Below are 17,331 nucleotides of genomic sequence, written 5' to 3' on the forward strand. Positions count from 1 at the left end.
AAAGGCGTCCCGCTAGTTGCCTAGCGAGGACGCCTTTGTCCTGGTCCCGTTCTCTCGGGGAACCCAGCCTTCGTCGTTGAAGGTTGGGCTTTATGTGTGTGTTGAATGGGGTAATGCAGTGGTTGTGCCAACTTGGGGAATGGCGGGTTTATTGGGGATTGGCTGAAAATGGAGGGCGTTTTCTGCACCGATTGGAGGCGTGTTGCTCGTTCGTGGCGCATTCAAGCGGAGAGATTTGCAGTGTCGGATCTGGCGTCATCGCGAGCAGGCTCGCTCCCACATGGGTTGTGTATCGTTCACAAAACCCCTGTGGGAGCGAGCCTGCTCGCGAATAGCGCGCCACGGTTTCAACCATGAAACAACAACACAAGCAGCACCACATTCCCCAACAAGGCCACCAGCGCCATGGTCCGCCAGACCTTCAACGGCTCGCGCTCCAGCAATGGTCTGGGCCGCACGCTTAAACTGCGCCGCTCGCCCTGTTCCAGCAGCAGCAACCATTCTTCCGCCGTTTCAAAGCGCTGCTGTGGATCGGCCGCGACGCCGCGCTCGAGGCTCTGCGCCAGCCATTCCGGCAGGTCCGGGCGGAAACGACTGGCGCTGACCGGCACGCCAAATCGCGGCCGCTGAAAGGCTTCGATCTCGCCATACGGAAAATGCCCGCTGAGCAGGTAATACAGGGTCACGCCGACGGAATACAGATCCTGCTGCACGTTTGGCAAATCCCCGCGAAAGGCTTCCGGGGCAATGAAGCTGGGGGTTCCCGGCAACGTCGACGGCGCGTCCTGCGACAGACCGGGGCAGTAGGCGAGGCCAAAATCCAGCAGACGCAATTCGCCGTCATCGCCCCAATGCAGGTTCTCCGGTTTGATGTCGCGGTGCAGAATCTGCCGCCGATGCAGCAGGCCAACCGCGCGCAGCAAGCGCTCGGCAATGTCCTGCCACTGCGCCAGCGGCAGCGGGCCGCGTTGTTGAAACAATTGGGCGAGGGTCGTTCCGGGGTATTCGCGCATCACGTAATACAAATGCTGGCGCTGCGGGCAGGCATGTACTTCGGGGAAGTGCCGACCGGCGACGCGCCTGAGAAACCACTCCTCGGACAGCAGCGCTTGCCCGGCCTGCGGATCGTCCGCCAAGCGCGCCGGCAAGGTTTTCAACAGCCACGACTGGCCCTGGCCATCGGCGACCCGATACAGCAGCGATTGCTGGCTCTGCGCAACAATGCCTTGCACCTGCCAGCCTTCGAATGACTGACCGGGTTTCAGCGGCGGCGGCAAGGGCCATTGCTGCAGATGAATCAAGGCATCGCCAATGCTCGACTCACCGAGCGCATCGACGCGCACCAGCAAGGCACTGGCGTTGTCCTGACTGCCGGCCAGATGCGCGGCGTTGATCAGCGTTTGTGCGGCGTTCGTCAGATCCGGTTGATCACGCAAAATCGCCGCGATTGCGGTATCGCCCAGCGTCGACCAGACGCCATCGCTGAGCAGCACGAAACTTTCGCCTTCCTGCAGTTCACCGTCGAGAAAATCCAGTACCAGGTGCTGATCCAGCCCCAGCGCGCGCTTGAGCACATGCTGCATGCCCGGTTGGTCCCAGACATGATCCTCGGAGATGCGCTGCAACGTCTCGGCGTGCCAGCGATACACCCGGCAATCGCCGACGTGGGCGAGGGTGAAGCGCCGGCCGCGCAGCACCAGCGCACTGATCGTGGTCAGCAGCGGTTGCCCGCCGCCATTGGCCTGCAACCAGCGGTTTTGCGCAAGCAACAGACGATCCAGTGCCTGCGCCACACTCCAGGTTTCCGGCGTGGCGTAGTAGTCCAGCGCCAGCGCCTGCAAGGTCGAACGCGCGGCGAGGCCGCCATCGGCGCATTGGCTGACGCCGTCGGCAATGGCGAACAGATAACCTTTGCTTGCGGCCAGCGCTGGCGCCGGCGTCACCGAACGCAGCGCGTCCTGATTCTCCGCGCGCGGGCCGGTGGCGCTGGCTTCGGCAAAGCTCAGTTGCAGAGCCATCGACGCCTCAGACTCGCGCCGCCGTTACCGCTGCCGAGCCCCAGGTGGTCCTCCAGCGACGCTTGACGCCGTGCAGGCCAAACCATGCCAGTACGCCGAGGCTGGCGAACAACCACAGCGCCAGTTGATAGCTGCCGGTGCTCTGTTTGATCGCGCCCATGCCGGCCGCCAGAGCGAAACCGCCGATGCCACCGGCCATGCCGATCAACCCGGTCATCACACCGATTTCCAGACGAAAACGCTGCGGCACCAGTTGAAACACCGCACCGTTGCCGGCGCCCAGACCGAGCATGGTGCAGACGAAAAGCGCCAGAGCGGCGTAGGAACTTGGCAGGTTGAAGCCGACGGCGGCGATGCAGATGGCGGCGACGGTGTACATCGCCAGCAAGGTGCGGATGCCACCGAAGCGATCAGCCAGCGCGCCGCCCAATGGGCGCATCAGGCTGCCGCCGAATACGCAGGCGGCGGTGTAGTAACCGGCGGTGACCGGGCTCAGGCCGTATTGATCGTTGAAATAGCCGGGCAGGGCGCTGGCCAGGCCGATGAAGCCGCCGAAGGTCACGCTGTAGAAAAACATGAACCACCAGCTGTCACGGTCGCCGAGGGCTTTGAAGTAATCGGCCATGGCTTTTGGTTTCGGCCGCTGCGGGGCGTTTTTCGCCAGCAGGGCGAACAGCACCAACGTCAGAATCAGCGGGATCAGGGCGAAACCAAAGACATTGCTCCAGCCAAATGCAGCGGCAATCACCGGCGCGAGCAGCGCGGCGAACACCGTGCCGGAGTTGCCCGCACCGGCAATGCCCATGGCTTTGCCCTGATGCTCTGGCGGATACCATTGCGAGGCCAGCGGCAGGGCCACGGCAAACGACGCGCCGGCCATGCCGAGGAACAGGCCGAGGATCAACGCCTGCTCGTAACTGTGAATACCGAGTTTCCACGCACCGAACAGCGCGCAGATAACGATGACCTGACCGATCAGCCCGGCGGTTTTCGGCGACAGCCGATCGGCCAGCATGCCCATGATGAAGCGCAGCACCGCGCCGGCGAGAATCGGCGTGGCGACGACCAGGCCGCGTTGTTGGGTGGTCAGTTGCAGGTCGGTGGCAATCTGCACCGCCAGCGGGCCGAGCAGGTACCAGACCATGAAGCTCAGGTCGAAATACAGAAAGGCCGCGAACAATGTCGGGGTGTGGCCGGATTTCCAGAAGCTTGAATTCATCGCGCACCTCAGCTGATAAGAGTCTCGGGAGTCATGCACAGCAGGTGGAGCGCCTGCACGGCCGCACCACCGGCCCCGGTCTGTGGGGCCAAAACGCAAAAACGCCGCTACCGGATTCGCGCAAGGGCGAATGGGGTGAGCGACGTCTTTGTCGAGGGTGGGGCAACCGCCGTTGGTTACCTGTGCGTTTTACAAAGCGAGATTTGTGCCAACAGGGGAAAGATCAAAAGCCCCTCACCCTAGCCCTCTCCCAGAGGGAGAGGGGACTGATCGAGGTGTATGACGTCAAACATCGCCCTGAGAGACCGCGTCGATTATGGATTCACAGCAGAAATCACAGGATGGCGCACTCCCAGAGCATCCCCCAATCAGTCCCCTCTCCCTCCGGGAGAGGGCTAGGGTGAGGGGCTTTTGATTTTTCAGATCGTTCCCACGCAGAGCGTGGGAACGATCAGTCAGCCGAGCAACTCGCTCATCGCAATAATCTGCTCCGCCACCTGTATCAGCTTCTGCTGCCGGCTCATGGCCTGGCGTCGCATCAGCGTGTAGGCTTCTTCTTCATTGCAATCCTTCATTTTCATCAACAAGCCCTTGGCCAGCTCGATGCGCTTGCGCTCTGCCAGTTGCTGATCCCGTGCCTGCAACTGCGCACGCAAGGCCTGGTCGCTTTCGAAGCGCGCCATCGCCACGTCGAGAATCGGCTGCAGGCGCTGGGCGTGAATGCCTTCGACGATGTAGGCGCTGACCCCGGACTTGATCGCCTGGCGCATCACCGTCGGGTCATGTTCATCGGTAAACATCACGATCGGCCGTGGCTGGTCGCGGCTGACCAGCACCACTTGCTCCATGACATCGCGCCCCGGTGACTCGGTATCGATCAGGATCACGTCCGGGCGCACCGTTTCGACGCGTGCGGGCAGGTCGATGGTCAGGCCGGACTCGTCGATCACCTCGAAACCGGCCTCGGTCAATGCGGCCTTGAGACGGCCGACTTTTTTCGCGGTGTCGTTGATCAGCAGAATGCGCAACATGTTCGCGGCCTCCGGTCAGCGCTGGGCAAGCAGGGGAGCGTCGTCGCTCAGCGCGTGCAGCTTGAAGCTGCGCGCGTAGCCGGCCGGATCGCTGCCGTCCCAGACCTTGCCGTCGAGCAACTGGCTGCTGCGCATGTCGGAGCCCCAGGCGGCCACGCCGACAGCGGTTGCGGCGTCGCGATACAACTGCAGTTGCTGAACCTGACGTGCGACGGCGAGGTAGTCCGGGTCGCTGCGCAACAAGCCCCAGCGGCGGAACTGGGTCATGAACCACATGCCATCGCAGAGGTACGGCACGTTGACCTCGCCGTTGCCGTGGAAGCGCAGCGCGTGCGGGTCTTGCCAGCGATTGCCGAGGCCGTCGGCATAGTCGCCGAGAAAACGCGGTTCGATGCATGCCACCGGCGCATCGAGGTATTCCGCCGCGCTGAGCAGGTGTGCGGTGCTGCGACGATTTTCCGGGCTGGCTTCTATGAAGCGGCTGGCCTCGAGAATCGCCATCACCAGCGCCCGCGCGGTATTCGGGTATTGCTCGACGAATTCACGTGTGCAACCGAGGACTTTTTCCGGGTGATCGGGCCAGATGGTCTGGCTGGTGGCGAGGGTGAAACCCAGGTCCTGCTGCACCGCGCTGGCGGCCCACGGCTCGCCGACGCAAAAACCGTCGATGCGCCCGGCTTGCAGGTGCGCGACCATTTGCGGCGGCGGCACCACCACACTGTCGACATCCTGCAACGGATGAATGCCCTGGCTCGCCAGCCAGTAATACAGCCACATCGCATGGGTGCCGGTGGGGAAAGTCTGGGCGAAGGTCAGTTTTGCGCGGCTTTGGTGCACGTGGCGGTCGAGCGCTTCAGGACTGTTCACGCCGAGGTTTTGCAGGTTGCGTGAAAGGTTGAGGCTTTGGCCGTTCTGGTTGAGGCCCATCAGCACCGCCATGTCGGTGGGCGCGACACCGCCGATGCCCAGGTGCACGGCATAGATCAGCCCGTAAAGGCTGTGCGCGGCGTCGAGTTCGCCGCTGACCAGGTTGTCGCGCAGATTGGCCCACGAGGCCTGACGCTTGAGGTTCAGCGTCAGGCCGTAAGGCTGGGCAAAGCCCTGCGTGGCCGCGACGACGACCGAGGCGCAATCGCTCAGGGCCATGAAGCCGAGGTTGATCGCGCTCTTTTCTGGCGCATCGCTGCCATTGACCCAGGCCAGTGGCCCGACCGTCAGTTCATTCATACATCGCCACCTCGAAAAAAAAGCGCCGCCGCGGACTTTGCCCAGGCAAACTTGTCGACGACGCCATTGTCCGTGCTCGTCTGCCGTCATTGGCCGGCGAGTTGATAACCGGGAAAGTGCAAGGCATATGCCACCGGCGCGATTTGTGGCGTGCGCCTCGCGCCGCAGGGTGATGCCCGGCTATAATCGCCGCCTCTTTTCGCCGCCCGAGTCATCGCCGCCCATGTACACCCTGGCCCGTCAGCTGTTGTTCAAACTTTCCCCGGAAACCTCCCACGATCTGTCGCTGGATCTGATCGGCGCGGGTGGACGTTTGGGCCTCAACGGCTTGCTGTGCAAGGCGCCGGCGCAGGTGCCGGTGACCGTCATGGGCCTGGAGTTCCCAAACCCCGTCGGGCTGGCGGCCGGTCTGGACAAGAACGGCGCGGCCATCGATGGTTTCGCACAACTGGGTTTTGGCTTTGTGGAAATCGGCACCGTGACCCCGCGTCCGCAGCCGGGCAACCCGAAACCACGGATTTTTCGCCTGCCGGAAGCCGAGGCGATCATCAACCGCATGGGCTTCAACAACCTCGGCGTCGACAACCTGCTGGCGCGCGTCGCCGCAGCGAAATACCAGGGCGTGCTGGGCATCAACATCGGCAAGAACTTCGACACCCCGGTCGAGCGTGCGGTCGACGATTACCTGATCTGCCTCGACAAGGTCTATGCCCACGCCAGCTATGTGACGGTTAACGTCAGCTCGCCGAACACCCCGGGGCTGCGCAGCCTGCAGTTCGGTGATTCGCTCAAGCAGTTGCTTGCGGACCTGGCCACGCGCCGCGCCGAACTGGCGCTGCGCCACGGCAAGCATGTGCCGCTGGCAATCAAGATCGCCCCGGACATGACCGACGAAGAAACCGTGCAAGTGGCGCAGGCGTTGATCGAAACCGGCATGGACGCGGTGATCGCGACCAACACCACCCTCAGCCGGGTCGGCGTTGAAGGCATGGAGCATGGCGACGAGGCGGGCGGTCTGTCCGGCGCACCGGTGCGCGAGAAGAGCACCCACACCGTGAAGGTGTTGGCGGGTGAGTTGGCCGGGCGTTTGCCGATCATTGCCGCCGGCGGGATCACCGAAGGCAAGCACGCGGCCGAGAAGATCGAGGCGGGTGCCAGCCTGGTGCAGATTTATTCGGGCTTCATCTATAAAGGCCCGGCACTGATTCGCGAAGCGGTCGACGCCATCGCCGCGCTGCGCTGAGCCATCTGACACCACGGTGATCTACTGTGGGAGCGAGCCTGCTCGCGAAAGCGGTTTGTCAGTCACATTATCAGGGTCTGATACACCGCCTTCGCGAGCAGGCTCGCTCCCACAGGTTAGGTGTTCAGCTCAGTGTTTTCGCAGGCAATAAAAAGGGCTCCTCGAAGGAGCCCCTGGGCCGTAGCCCGCCGTCCGGGAGGGACGTGCGTGGTTAATTCGTTACATATTCAGATTGTCGTGTCGGAATAAATGCCCTGTGTCAGCCGACGGCGTGAAGTTCGTTGAGTCTGTGGATTCCCGCAGTGCCGGTCATACCGTCCCAGTTGTCGCCGCGTCCTTCTCGCCAGCCGTTGATCCAGGCTTGACGTACCGACGGTAGAGTAAATGGGCAAAGCTCACGGGATTTGCCACCAACGCCATATTGATATCCGCGCAAAAACGCTCTTTCCAACGGATCACGCTTAAGTCTTCTCATAGGGTGTTTCCCTCACTTGTTGACTGTAGTGTCGCGTTGACCTCAATTGAGGTCTGGCAGAAAAAACCTGCCATGGTGCGGCTCGCTGCCGGCGTGGCGAGCCAAGGTGTTGACGCCGTTGCGACGTCAACCTGTATGCAGTTCTAACCAATGAGTCACAGCGAGGGAATGACCGTTTTGTCATAAGCACGTAACGGAAAGGATGCTATGGCAATAAGTAACCGCGTATTAATTGAACGTTTGTTGAGCAAACCCCGGTATGATCGGCGCCGCGCTGGATGATGGGGTTAATTCTTTAGTGAGAATGACCCACGTTTGCGCTCAGGTAATAAGCGACGAAGGGTCACTTCAAGACATTTTGTTGCTTCAACTTTTTTATCTGTCCCGGCATCTAAGCTCTTTTAACCCGAGCAGCGGGGATGGAACGGCACACCTTCGTGCCACGCGGGCGCTCTTTCAGAAAAGCGCCTGATTGAAAACCGGATCGGCAATGCGTTGCCGATCCACTAGCCAAAGGCTCTGGAAATCACCATGTCCGACCGTTTCGAACTCTTCCTCACTTGCCCCAAAGGCCTTGAAGGCCTGCTCATCGAGGAAGCCGTCGGGCTTGGCCTTGAAGAAGCGCGCGAGCACACCTCCGCCGTGCGCGGCATGGCGACCATGGAAACCGCCTATCGCCTGTGCCTCTGGTCGCGTCTGGCCAACCGTGTGTTGCTGGTGCTCAAGCGCTTCCCGATGAAAGACGCCGAAGACCTGTACCACGGCGTGCTCGACATCGACTGGCAGGACCACATGCTCAGCGACGGCACCCTCGCCGTTGAATTCAGCGGCCACGGTTCGGGCATCGACAACACCCACTTCGGCGCCTTGAAAGTCAAAGATGCCATCGTCGACAAACTGCGCACGCCTCAGGGCGACCGCCCGTCGATCGACAAGCTCAATCCGGACCTGCGCATTCACCTGCGTCTGGATCGCGGCGAAGCGATCCTCTCCCTCGACCTTTCCGGCCACAGCCTGCACCAGCGCGGCTATCGCTTGCAGCAGGGCGCGGCGCCGCTGAAGGAAAACCTCGCCGCCGCCATTCTGATCCGTTCCGGCTGGCCGCGTATTGCTGCCGAAGGTGGCGCACTGGCTGACCCGATGTGTGGTGTCGGTACGTTCCTCGTCGAAGCGGCGATGATCGCCGCCGACATGGCACCGAACCTGCGCCGTGAGCAGTGGGGCTTCACCGCCTGGCTGGGTCACGTCCCGGCGTTGTGGAAAAAACTTCACGAAGAAGCCGTCGAGCGCGCCGCGACCGGTCTGGCCAAGCCACCGCTGTGGATTCGTGGTTACGAAGCCGATCCGCGCTTGATCCAGCCGGGCCGCAACAACGTTGAACGCGCCGGCCTGAGCGAGTGGATCAAGATCTATCAGGGCGAAGTCGCGACGTTCGAGCCGCGCCCGGACCAGAACCAGAAAGGCCTGGTTATTTGCAACCCGCCGTACGGCGAGCGTCTGGGTGACGAAGCCAGCCTGTTGTATCTCTACCAGAACCTCGGCGAGCGTCTGCGTCAGGCCTGCCTGAACTGGGAAGCGGCGGTGTTCACCGGAGCCCCGGACCTGGGCAAGCGCATGGGCATTCGCAGCCACAAACAGTATTCGTTCTGGAACGGCGCGCTGCCGTGCAAGCTGCTGTTGATCAAGGTCCTGCCGGACCAGTTTGTCACTGGCGAGCGGCGGACCCCGGAACAGCGTCAGGCCGAGCGTGAGCAAGCGGCCTACGATCAGACCCCGGACGAGCCGCAGGAACGCAAGTTCAACAAAAACGGCAACCCGATCAAGCCGACCCCAGCCCCGGCGCCGGTGATCGAGCAGCCGCGCTTGAGCGAAGGCGGGCAGATGTTCGCCAACCGCCTGCAGAAAAACCTCAAGGCCATGGGCAAGTGGGTCAAGCGCGAAGGCATCGATTGCTACCGTGTCTACGATGCCGACATGCCTGAGTATGCGATGGCGATCGATCTGTACCACGACTGGGTGCACGTTCAGGAATACGCCGCGCCGAAATCCATCGACCCGGAAAAAGCCTCGGCGCGCATGTTCGACGCGCTGGCAGCGCTTCCGCAGGCGCTGAATGTCGACAAGAGCCGCGTGGTGGTCAAGCGTCGCGAGCGTCAGAGCGGCACCAAGCAGTACGAGCGTCAGGCGGCGCAGGGCAAGTTCGTCGAGGTCAATGAAGGCGGGGTGAAGCTGCTGGTCAACCTCACCGACTACCTCGACACCGGCCTGTTCCTTGATCACCGGCCGATGCGCATGCGCATTCAGAAAGAGGCCGCCGGCAAGCGCTTCCTCAATCTGTTCTGCTACACGGCGACCGCCAGCGTGCACGCGGCCAAGGGCGGCGCGCGCAGCACCACCAGCGTCGACCTGTCGAAAACCTACCTGGACTGGGCGCGCCGCAACCTGTCGCTGAACGGTTTCTCGGACAAGAACCGTCTGGAGCAGGGCGACGTGATGGCCTGGCTGGAAAGCAGTCGTGACGAGTACGACCTGATTTTCATCGACCCGCCGACCTTCTCCAACTCCAAACGCATGGAAGGCATCTTCGACGTGCAGCGTGATCAGGTGCAGTTGATCGATCTGGCGATGGCGCGTCTGGCGCCGGGCGGGGTGCTGTATTTCTCCAACAACTTCCGCAAGTTCCAGTTGGAAGAAAACCTCGCCGAGCGTTATGCAGTCGAGGAAATCAGCGCGCAGACCATTGATCCGGATTTCGCTCGCAATACCAAGATCCATCGCGCCTGGAAAATCACGGCTCGTTGACGCCTGCCGGGATTGGATCCTCAGAGCCTTGATTTTAAAAGGCTCCGCGGATTCGCCCGCGCTAGCTAAATTAGTGGCTAATAGCTATAACTCACACACGGTCAATGGGGTTTTCCCGTAATGCTCGCGCAGTGAGTGGTCTTTATGTCGTTGCACCCCGTGCGCCCGAAGATACTGGGCTTTATCAGTGAAGACGTCTCGGCCTGGCTGGTCGCGATGCTGGTATTGCTCGCCGGCGGGATCCTCACGGGGCTGCTCGCCTGGGCCAGTTACAACCAGTTTCAGCAGCAACTGCGTCAGCGCTTCCAGCTGCTGGCCAACGAGCGCTACAGCCGCATCGAAGAACGTTTTCAGGATCAGGAACAACGCCTTGATGGCCTGCGCCGCTTCTTCGCCAATTCCGAATCAGTCTCCCGCGCCGAATTCGACGGTTACTCCCGACCGTTATTGCTGCGCACCCAAGCCTATACCTATGCCCCCAGAATCAGCGGCGCCGAACGTGCGCTGTTCGAGCAACGCGTGCGTGACGAAGGCCTGAGCACGTTCACCCTCCGTGAGCTGGACGCAAACGGCGAACTGCAACTGGCGGCACCGCGCGATGAATACGTGCCGGTGCTGTACACCCAGACGCAGAGCCGGCTGCCGGCGCCGCTGGGCTATGACTTGCTCGCTCAGCCATTGCGCCGCGAAACCTTGCAGCGCGCTGACCGGTTGCGCAGCCTGGTGGTGTCGCAACCGATGCATCTGGTCGGCATAGAGCCGTCGTATGCGCGTGGGGTATTGCTGCTGGCACCGGTGATTCGTCCAGGCGAGACACAGCCGTTCGGCTATGTGATGGCGGTGATCAGCATGCGCCAGTTGCTGGCCGACGGCTTGCCGGATGCGCTGCATGATTATCTCTCGGTGCGCATTCTCGATCTGTCGACCCATGACCAGCATGAGGTGTTGTTCGAGTCGAGCAATCAAGCGGCGCCGAGCGATCTGGCGGCTACGCGGCTGGTGCGCATGGCTGATCACGACTATCAGGTCGATATCCTGCCGAGCGAAGGATTCATGCAGGCCAACCACTCGTCGTTCAGCAGCGTGGTTGTGCTGGGCGGCTTGCTCAGTCTGTTGCTCAGCGCGCTGCTTTATGTGCTGGTCAGCCAGCGCCAGCGCGCCTTGCGCCTGGTTGAACTGCGCACCCAGGAACTGCATGCCAGCGAACAGGAACTGCGCGGTACCCACGGCCAACTGCGCGGGGTGCTCAACGCGGCGACCCAGGTGGCAATCATCGCCACGGACCTGCGCGGTGTGATCAATACGTTCAACCCCGGCGCCGAGCAGATGCTCGGCTACAGCAGCGCCGAAGTCGTCGGCCGCATGACTCTGGAAAACCTGCACCTGCCCCGCGAACTGGCCGCCCGCGCGGCGGAGCTGAGCGCGCGCTACGGCAAGAGCATCCCGACCTGCCATGCCATGCTCGTCGAGGGCGGCGAAGTCGGCGGTCACGAGGCCCGCGAATGGACGTTGGTGCGCAGCGACGGCAGTCACCTGCCAGTGAACATGCTCGCCACCCCGGTGCTCGATGAGCAGGGTTTGTGGGTCGGACATCTGGCGATCTGCATCGACATCACCGAGCGCAAGCGCGTGCATGAGGTGCTAGCGGCGCGCGATGTACTGCTGAAGAAGCTCAGCGCCCATGTGCCCGGGGGCATCTACCAGTTCAAGATGGAATTCGACGGGCGCTTCAGCGTGATCTATGCCAGCGACGGTATCCGCGAGATCTACGAGCTGGAACCGGATGTGCTGCTGTTCAACGCTGAGGCGATCTTCACTCGCATCCATCCGCAGGACGTGACCCGTGTGCGCTCCTCGATCCGCGCCTCGGCCGAAAGCCTCAGTCCGTGGCGCGAGGAGTATCGCGTGCAACTGCCCGAGCGCGGCCTGCGCTGGGTGCGCGGTGAAGCAACGCCGGAGGAGCAGCCGGGCGGCGGCGTGTTGTGGCACGGCTACATCTCGGACATTTCCGACCTCAAACGCGTGGAAGAAGAACTGCGCGCGTTGTCGATCACCGACTCGCTGACCGGCATTCACAACCGCCGCTACTTCCAGGAGCGCCTGACCACCGAAATGGCCCGGGTCGAGCGCGGCGGTGGCGAACTGTCAGTGATCATGCTCGACATCGACCACTTCAAACGCATCAACGACCACTACGGCCATGCCGTGGGCGACCGGGTGTTGCAAGCGGTGTGCGAGCGGATCGGCCATCGCCTGCGCCGCACCGATGTGTTCTGCCGTCTGGGCGGCGAGGAGTTCATGGTGCTGTGCCCGGACATCGATGGCGAGCACGCTTACATGCTGGCGATGGAGCTGTGGGAAGGCCTGCGCAGTGCGCCGGTGGATGTGGTGGGCGTGGTCACGGCGAGTTTCGGCATCGCCAGTTGGCGGCCGGGGGAGGGCGCAGATGCGTTGTTGCTGCGCGCTGACTCGGGTGTTTACGCAGCGAAGCAGAATGGCCGGGATCGGGTTGAGCGGCAGATGAACTGATTCAAACCAGATGCTTGCTTCTGTGGGAGCGAGCCTGCTCGCGAAAGCGGTCGTTCAGTCGGTATTGATGTCGACTGACATTCCGCATTCGCGAGCAGGCTCGCTCCCACAGGGGCTTATGGTGTTTGCAGAATCCGGTTACAGGACCGACGCGGTCTGCGGCAGCTTCGGCTGTTTGTACAGATCCAGCAGCACCTGATCGAGCACTGACGATGCACCGAATGGTGCCTTGTCATTCAGAATCGCCACCACCGCCCAGGTGTTGCCGTTCACATCGCGGCTGAACCCGGCAATCGCCCGCACGGTGTTCAACGTACCGGTCTTGATGTGCGCTTCACCGCGCATGGCGGTGGTCTTCAGGCGTTTGCGCATGGTGCCGTCGGTGCCGGCGATGGGCATCGAGCTGATGTATTCGGCAGCATACGGGCTGTGCCACGCGGCCTGCAGCATGCTCGCCATTTCACGGGCGCTGACACGTTCAGCGCGGGACAGGCCGGAGCCGTTCTCCATCACCAGATGCGGCGCGGTAATGCCCTTCTTCGCCAGCCACTGACGTACTACGCGTTGCGCGGCCTTGGCGTCGTCACCGTCGGCTTCGTTGCGAAAGCGCTGACCAAGGCTGAGGAACAACTGCTGGGCCATGGTGTTGTTACTGTATTTGTTGATGTCGCGGATGATCTCGGCGAGGTCCGGCGAGTAGGCGCGTGCCAACAGCTTGGCATTGCTCGGCGTCGAGGCCAGACGATCCTGGCCCTGGATGCTGCCACCCAGTTCTTTCCAGATCGCGCGCACGGCACCTGCTGTATAGGTCGCGTGGTCGAGCAGCGACAGGTAGGTCTGCGAGCTGCAACCTTCGCCCAACTGCCCGGCAACCGTCACGTTGACGCTGCCGTCAGCCTGCGGCACCGGGTTGTAGCGCACGCCGCCGGTGCACTGCTTGGACGGCAGCGCCTTGACGGTGTTCTGGATATGGATGCTGGCGATCGGTGGCTCAACGGAAATCAGCACACGGCCACCGTCGTTGCGCGCGACGAAGCGCAGCGCCTTGAGGTTGACCAGCAGCGAGTCGGGTTTGACCAGAAACGGCTTGTTGTCGTCGTTGCCGTCGTCGTTGAATTCCGGCAGTTGCGGCTGAATGAAGAAGTTGCGGTCGAGCACCAGATCTCCGGTGATCTGGGTCACGCCGTTGGCGCGCAGGTCGCGCATCAGCAGCCAGAGCTTTTCCATGTTCAGCTTCGGATCGCCGCCGCCCTTGAGGTAAAGGTTGCCGTTGAGAATGCCGCCGCTCAGATCGCCATCGGTGTAGAACTCGGTTTTCCACTGGTGGTTGGGGCCGAGCATTTCCAGCGCCGCGTAAGTGGTCACCAGTTTCATCGTCGAGGCCGGGTTCACCGACACGTCGGCGTTGAACACGGTCGGCGTGCCCGGACCTTCCAGTGGCACCATCACCAGCGACAGGGCGCTGGGCTGCAGCTTGCTGGCCTTGAGAGCTTTTTCGACGTTGGGGGTGAGGGCGGTGTTGATGGTGGCAGCGGAGACAGGCAGGGCCAGCGGCAGAAGAAGGCCGGCGAGAAGCAATGGACGCAACGATTTGATCATATGAAATAAAACCCTACAGCCGAGGGGAAAATAACGAGGGCATGGATGAAAAAGCCCTCAGTGGTCATGAAAGTGTCGGCATTATGCCCCAAGCTGTAACAGCTTGTGCCGTGTCGGGGCGTTGCAAATCGTTATTTTTTACAGGCGGTCGGCCACAGAGGCCAGAGAGTCGGGCAATCGCCGGCTTAAACTGGTAAAGTGCCGGCCGTTATTACTTAAGAGGATTGTTCCAATGGCGACTAACCGTTCCCAGCGTCTGCGCAAAAAACTGTGCGTTGATGAATTTCAAGAGCTGGGTTTCGAACTGAACCTGGACTTCAAAGAAGACTTGTCCGAAGAAGCCATTGACGCTTTCCTCGAAGCATTCATCAAAGAAGCCATGGAAGCCAACGGTCTGGGTTATGTCGGCGGCGATGACTTCGGTCTGGTGTGCCTGCAGAAGCGTGGCTCGGTCAACGAAGAGCAGCGCGCTGCCGTTGAAGCCTGGCTGAAAAACCGCTCCGAGCTGACCAAGTACGAAGTCAGCCCGTTGCTGGACGTGTGGTATCCGGAAAAGCCGATCAACGCGGCCAAGTGATACTGAAAAGAACGGCGACCTGAGGGTCGCCGTTTTTTTTCGTCTGGGGTTTTATGGTCGGCTTGGGTTTGGTGGTGGATTCGCCCCTCACCCCAGCCCTCTCCCGGAGGGAGAGGGAGCCGATCTGTGGGCTTTTCAAGATGTGAGTTCGACTCGGTATCCCATGTCGGCGCACCTTTTCCAGACACCCAGGTCAGTTCCCTCTCCCCCCGGGAGAGGGTTAGGCGGGCGGCGTTCCGATGAGGGGCTTTTGATCTCAGGCTTTGCGCCAATTGAGGATCACCAGCGTCAGCACCCCCGCGACAATCCCCCAAAACGCCGACCCAATCGAAAACAACGTCAGCCCCGACGCCGTAACCATAAAGGTAATCAGCGCCGCCTCACGTTCTTTCACCTCAGTCATGGCAATGCTCAAGCCATTGATGATCGAACCAAACAGCGCCAATGCCGCAATCGACAGCACCAGCTCTTTCGGCAACGCGGCAAACAGTGCCGCCAACGTCGCGCCGAACACCCCGGCAAGCCCGTAGAAAATTCCGCACCAGACGGCAGCGGTGTAACGCTTGTTGCGGTCTTCGTGGGCGTGCGGGCCGGTGCAGATCGCGGCGCTGATGGCGGCGAGGTTGATGCCATGAGAGCCGAACGGCGCCAGCAGCAGCGAGGCGATGCCGGTGGTGGTGATCAGCGGCGAGGCCGGGACGTTGTAGCCGTCGGCGCGCAGGACCGCGACGCCGGGCATGTTCTGTGAGGTCATGGCCACCACGAACAGCGGGATGCCAATGCTGATGGTCGCGGCCAGTGAAAAGTGCGGTGTGGTCCAGACCGGCGTGGCCACTTCCAAATGGAAGCCGCTGAAGTCGAGCAGGCCCATGGCGCCCGACAGCGCGGTGCCGACCAACAAGGCGGCAAGTACCGCGTAGCGTGGCGACAGCCGTTTGATCAGCAGATAAGTAAAGAACATCCCCAGCACCAGCCCGGTACGGTGCTGCGCAGCGACGAAGATTTCGCTGCCGATCTTGAACAGGATCCCGGCCAGCAATGCTGCGGCCAGCGAGGCGGGGATCTTTTTTACCAGCCGCTCAAAGCTGCCGGTCAGGCCGCAAATGGTCACCAGCGCTGCGCAGGTGATGTAGGCGCCGATTGCCTCGCCGTAGCTCACACCGCCGAGGCTGGTGATCAACAGTGCGGCGCCGGGCGTCGACCAGGCGATGGTGATCGGCGTGCGATAGCGCAGCGACAGGCCGATCGAACACACCGCCATGCCGATCGAAATCGCCCAGATCCACGAGGAAATCTGCCCGCTGGTCAGGCCCGCCGCTTGCCCGGCCTGAAACATCAGCACCAGCGAACTGGTGTAACCGGTCATCATCGCAATGAAACCGGCGACGATGGCGGACGGTGTGGTGTCAGCGAGGGGGCGCAGGCGGGCGTGAGTGGCGTCGGTCATGACGGTGGTGTTCCTTATACCAATGAAGATCCCCGCCTCAACACAGCACCTGTAGAAGTCAGCCTGCTCGCGATAGCGGTGGGTCAGTCAGCATTCATAGTGAATGTGAAATGGCTTTCGCGAGCAGGCTCGCTCCTACAGGGGGCGTGGGCGAAGGCGGATTCTACGATCAAGCCTAAACTCAAACCTGACACATCGTTGCAATACAGCCGAACTCACAAACAGCCGTACAGTCGTGTTGCCACCATTCATTGTGTACAATCGCGCTGTTTTTTACGCGATACTTGCCAGCGACCTACTGTGCCGTATTACAGTCACGGTCTATTCGCCGCAGTTCTTCCGACCCGAGTGCCCATGAACGAACAGTTGCAACCCCTCAAGAAACAACCGCGAGCAGGCAAAGCCGGGCGCAGCGGAACCCAGGACGATATTGTCTACGCGCATATCTTCGAGGCAATCCTCGAGCAGCGTCTGGCGCCCGGCACCAAGTTGAGCGAAGAAGCGCTGGGGGAAATCTTCGGGGTCAGCCGCACCATCATTCGCCGCGCGCTGTCGCGTCTGGCCCATGAAGGCGTGGTGTTGTTGCGGCCCAACCGTGGCGCGGTGGTCGCCAGCCCGAGCGTTGAAGAGGCGCGTCAGGTGTTTCTCGCACGCCGTCTGGTCGAGCGTGCGATCACTGAACTGGCGGTGCAGCACGCCACGGCCGAGCAGATCGCCGAATTGCGGCAGATGGTCAATGATGAACGCGACAGCTTCTCGCGCGGTGATCGCGGCGCCGGTATTCGTCTCTCGGGCGAATTTCACCTGAAGCTGGCGGAAGCGGCGATGAACGCGCCATTGATCAGCTTTCAGCGCAGCCTGGTCTCGCAGACTTCGCTGATCATTGCCCAGTATGAAAGCGGCAACCGTTCGCACTGTTCGTACGATGAACACACCCAGTTGATCGACGCGATCGAAAAACGCGACGGCGAACTGGCGGTGAACCTGATGATGCATCACATGGATCACATCGACAGCAAGCTCAACCTCGACGAGGAAGGCGCGTCGGATGACCTGCATGCGGTGTTCTCGCATTTGTTGCAGACCAAGAAGCCGGGGCGTTCGAGCGCCAAGCTCTGAGCTGAAACCGAGTCGCGGCTTTCGCGAGCAGGCTCGCTCCCACAG

12 protein-coding genes are annotated in these 17,331 nt (G+C 61.7%); 5 read left to right on the plus strand and 7 right to left on the minus strand.

Translation table 11 applies throughout. The annotated features are described in order from the left end of the window. Positions 1 to 347: 347 nt before the first annotated feature. The 4 genes from ACGSLL_RS19610 to ACGSLL_RS19625 all read right to left on the minus strand — a co-directional run bounded on the left by ACGSLL_RS19610 (position 348) and on the right by ACGSLL_RS19625 (position 5,495). Complete coding sequence (locus ACGSLL_RS19610) at positions 348 to 2,018, minus strand: protein kinase domain-containing protein (RefSeq protein WP_394507599.1); 1,671 nt, start codon at positions 2,016 to 2,018, stop codon at positions 348 to 350. A 7-nt stretch (positions 2,019 to 2,025) separates the two neighbouring features. Further along, complete coding sequence (locus ACGSLL_RS19615) at positions 2,026 to 3,237, minus strand: nitrate/nitrite transporter (protein WP_394507600.1); 1,212 nt, start codon at positions 3,235 to 3,237, stop codon at positions 2,026 to 2,028. 455 nt (positions 3,238 to 3,692) lie between these two features. Next, complete coding sequence (locus ACGSLL_RS19620; protein ID WP_394507601.1) at positions 3,693 to 4,268, minus strand: ANTAR domain-containing response regulator; 576 nt, start codon at positions 4,266 to 4,268, stop codon at positions 3,693 to 3,695. A 15-nt stretch (positions 4,269 to 4,283) separates the two neighbouring features. Beyond that, positions 4,284 to 5,495, minus strand: coding sequence for a CmpA/NrtA family ABC transporter substrate-binding protein (locus ACGSLL_RS19625; RefSeq protein ID WP_394507602.1), 1,212 nt, complete (start codon positions 5,493 to 5,495; stop codon positions 4,284 to 4,286). Between the two features lie 223 nt (positions 5,496 to 5,718). On the opposite strand from ACGSLL_RS19625, the gene ACGSLL_RS19630 reads away from it, so the two are divergent. Continuing rightward, positions 5,719 to 6,738 carry a quinone-dependent dihydroorotate dehydrogenase gene (locus ACGSLL_RS19630; RefSeq protein WP_093103045.1) on the plus strand — a complete coding sequence of 340 codons (1,020 nt, stop codon included), beginning with the start codon at positions 5,719 to 5,721 and terminating at the stop codon, positions 6,736 to 6,738. A gap of 259 nt (positions 6,739 to 6,997) precedes the next feature. Here ACGSLL_RS19630 and rmf read toward each other — a convergent pair whose 3' ends face one another. Then, positions 6,998 to 7,213 carry a ribosome modulation factor gene (gene rmf / locus ACGSLL_RS19635; protein ID WP_003223300.1) on the minus strand — a complete coding sequence of 72 codons (216 nt, stop codon included), beginning with the start codon at positions 7,211 to 7,213 and terminating at the stop codon, positions 6,998 to 7,000. A 531-nt stretch (positions 7,214 to 7,744) separates the two neighbouring features. Between rmf and rlmKL the strand changes: the two genes are divergently transcribed. Next, a complete protein-coding gene (gene rlmKL / locus ACGSLL_RS19640; protein ID WP_394507603.1) occupies positions 7,745 to 10,015 on the plus strand; it encodes a bifunctional 23S rRNA (guanine(2069)-N(7))-methyltransferase RlmK/23S rRNA (guanine(2445)-N(2))-methyltransferase RlmL in 2,271 nt (756 codons plus the stop codon). 144 nt (positions 10,016 to 10,159) lie between these two features. Then, complete coding sequence (locus ACGSLL_RS19645; RefSeq protein ID WP_394507604.1) at positions 10,160 to 12,544, plus strand: sensor domain-containing diguanylate cyclase; 2,385 nt, start codon at positions 10,160 to 10,162, stop codon at positions 12,542 to 12,544. A gap of 138 nt (positions 12,545 to 12,682) precedes the next feature. Here the strand turns inward: ACGSLL_RS19645 and dacB are convergent, their stop codons facing one another. Beyond that, positions 12,683 to 14,143: a D-alanyl-D-alanine carboxypeptidase/D-alanyl-D-alanine endopeptidase gene (gene dacB, locus ACGSLL_RS19650; protein WP_090282563.1), complete on the minus strand. Its 1,461-nt coding sequence runs from the start codon at positions 14,141 to 14,143 to the stop codon at positions 12,683 to 12,685. Positions 14,144 to 14,375: 232 nt separating this feature from the next. Between dacB and ACGSLL_RS19655 the strand changes: the two genes are divergently transcribed. Beyond that, entirely contained in the window at positions 14,376 to 14,720 is a 345-nt protein-coding gene (locus tag ACGSLL_RS19655; RefSeq protein WP_016773843.1) for a YggL family protein, read from the plus strand. Between the two features lie 256 nt (positions 14,721 to 14,976). Here the strand turns inward: ACGSLL_RS19655 and ACGSLL_RS19660 are convergent, their stop codons facing one another. After that, entirely contained in the window at positions 14,977 to 16,167 is a 1,191-nt protein-coding gene (locus ACGSLL_RS19660; RefSeq protein ID WP_394507605.1) for a benzoate/H(+) symporter BenE family transporter, read from the minus strand. Between the two features lie 354 nt (positions 16,168 to 16,521). On the opposite strand from ACGSLL_RS19660, the gene ACGSLL_RS19665 reads away from it, so the two are divergent. Further along, on the plus strand, positions 16,522 to 17,286 hold the full coding sequence (locus tag ACGSLL_RS19665; protein WP_039763010.1) for a GntR family transcriptional regulator: 765 nt from the start codon (positions 16,522 to 16,524) through the stop codon (positions 17,284 to 17,286). Positions 17,287 to 17,331 lie beyond the last annotated feature (45 nt).

The sequence above is a fragment of the Pseudomonas retamae genome, assembly GCF_043496865.1.
Lineage (GTDB): Bacteria > Pseudomonadota > Gammaproteobacteria > Pseudomonadales > Pseudomonadaceae > Aquipseudomonas > Aquipseudomonas retamae.

Excerpts from the sequence above, each read along its gene's own strand:
- dacB (WP_090282563.1), bottom strand. The coding sequence starts at position 14,143 with ATGATCAAATCGTTGCGTCCATTGCTTCTCGCCGGCCTTCTTCTGCCG.
- rmf (WP_003223300.1), bottom strand. The coding sequence starts at position 7,213 with ATGAGAAGACTTAAGCGTGATCCGTTGGAAAGAGCGTTTTTGCGCGGA.
- ACGSLL_RS19665 (WP_039763010.1), top strand. The coding sequence starts at position 16,522 with ATGAACGAACAGTTGCAACCCCTCAAGAAACAACCGCGAGCAGGCAAA.
- rlmKL (WP_394507603.1), top strand. The coding sequence starts at position 7,745 with ATGTCCGACCGTTTCGAACTCTTCCTCACTTGCCCCAAAGGCCTTGAA.
- ACGSLL_RS19660 (WP_394507605.1), bottom strand. The coding sequence starts at position 16,167 with ATGACCGACGCCACTCACGCCCGCCTGCGCCCCCTCGCTGACACCACA.
- ACGSLL_RS19620 (WP_394507601.1), bottom strand. The coding sequence starts at position 4,268 with ATGTTGCGCATTCTGCTGATCAACGACACCGCGAAAAAAGTCGGCCGT.
- ACGSLL_RS19655 (WP_016773843.1), top strand. The coding sequence starts at position 14,376 with ATGGCGACTAACCGTTCCCAGCGTCTGCGCAAAAAACTGTGCGTTGAT.
- ACGSLL_RS19615 (WP_394507600.1), bottom strand. The coding sequence starts at position 3,237 with ATGAATTCAAGCTTCTGGAAATCCGGCCACACCCCGACATTGTTCGCG.
- ACGSLL_RS19610 (WP_394507599.1), bottom strand. The coding sequence starts at position 2,018 with ATGGCTCTGCAACTGAGCTTTGCCGAAGCCAGCGCCACCGGCCCGCGC.
- ACGSLL_RS19625 (WP_394507602.1), bottom strand. The coding sequence starts at position 5,495 with ATGAATGAACTGACGGTCGGGCCACTGGCCTGGGTCAATGGCAGCGAT.
- ACGSLL_RS19645 (WP_394507604.1), top strand. The coding sequence starts at position 10,160 with ATGTCGTTGCACCCCGTGCGCCCGAAGATACTGGGCTTTATCAGTGAA.
- ACGSLL_RS19630 (WP_093103045.1), top strand. The coding sequence starts at position 5,719 with ATGTACACCCTGGCCCGTCAGCTGTTGTTCAAACTTTCCCCGGAAACC.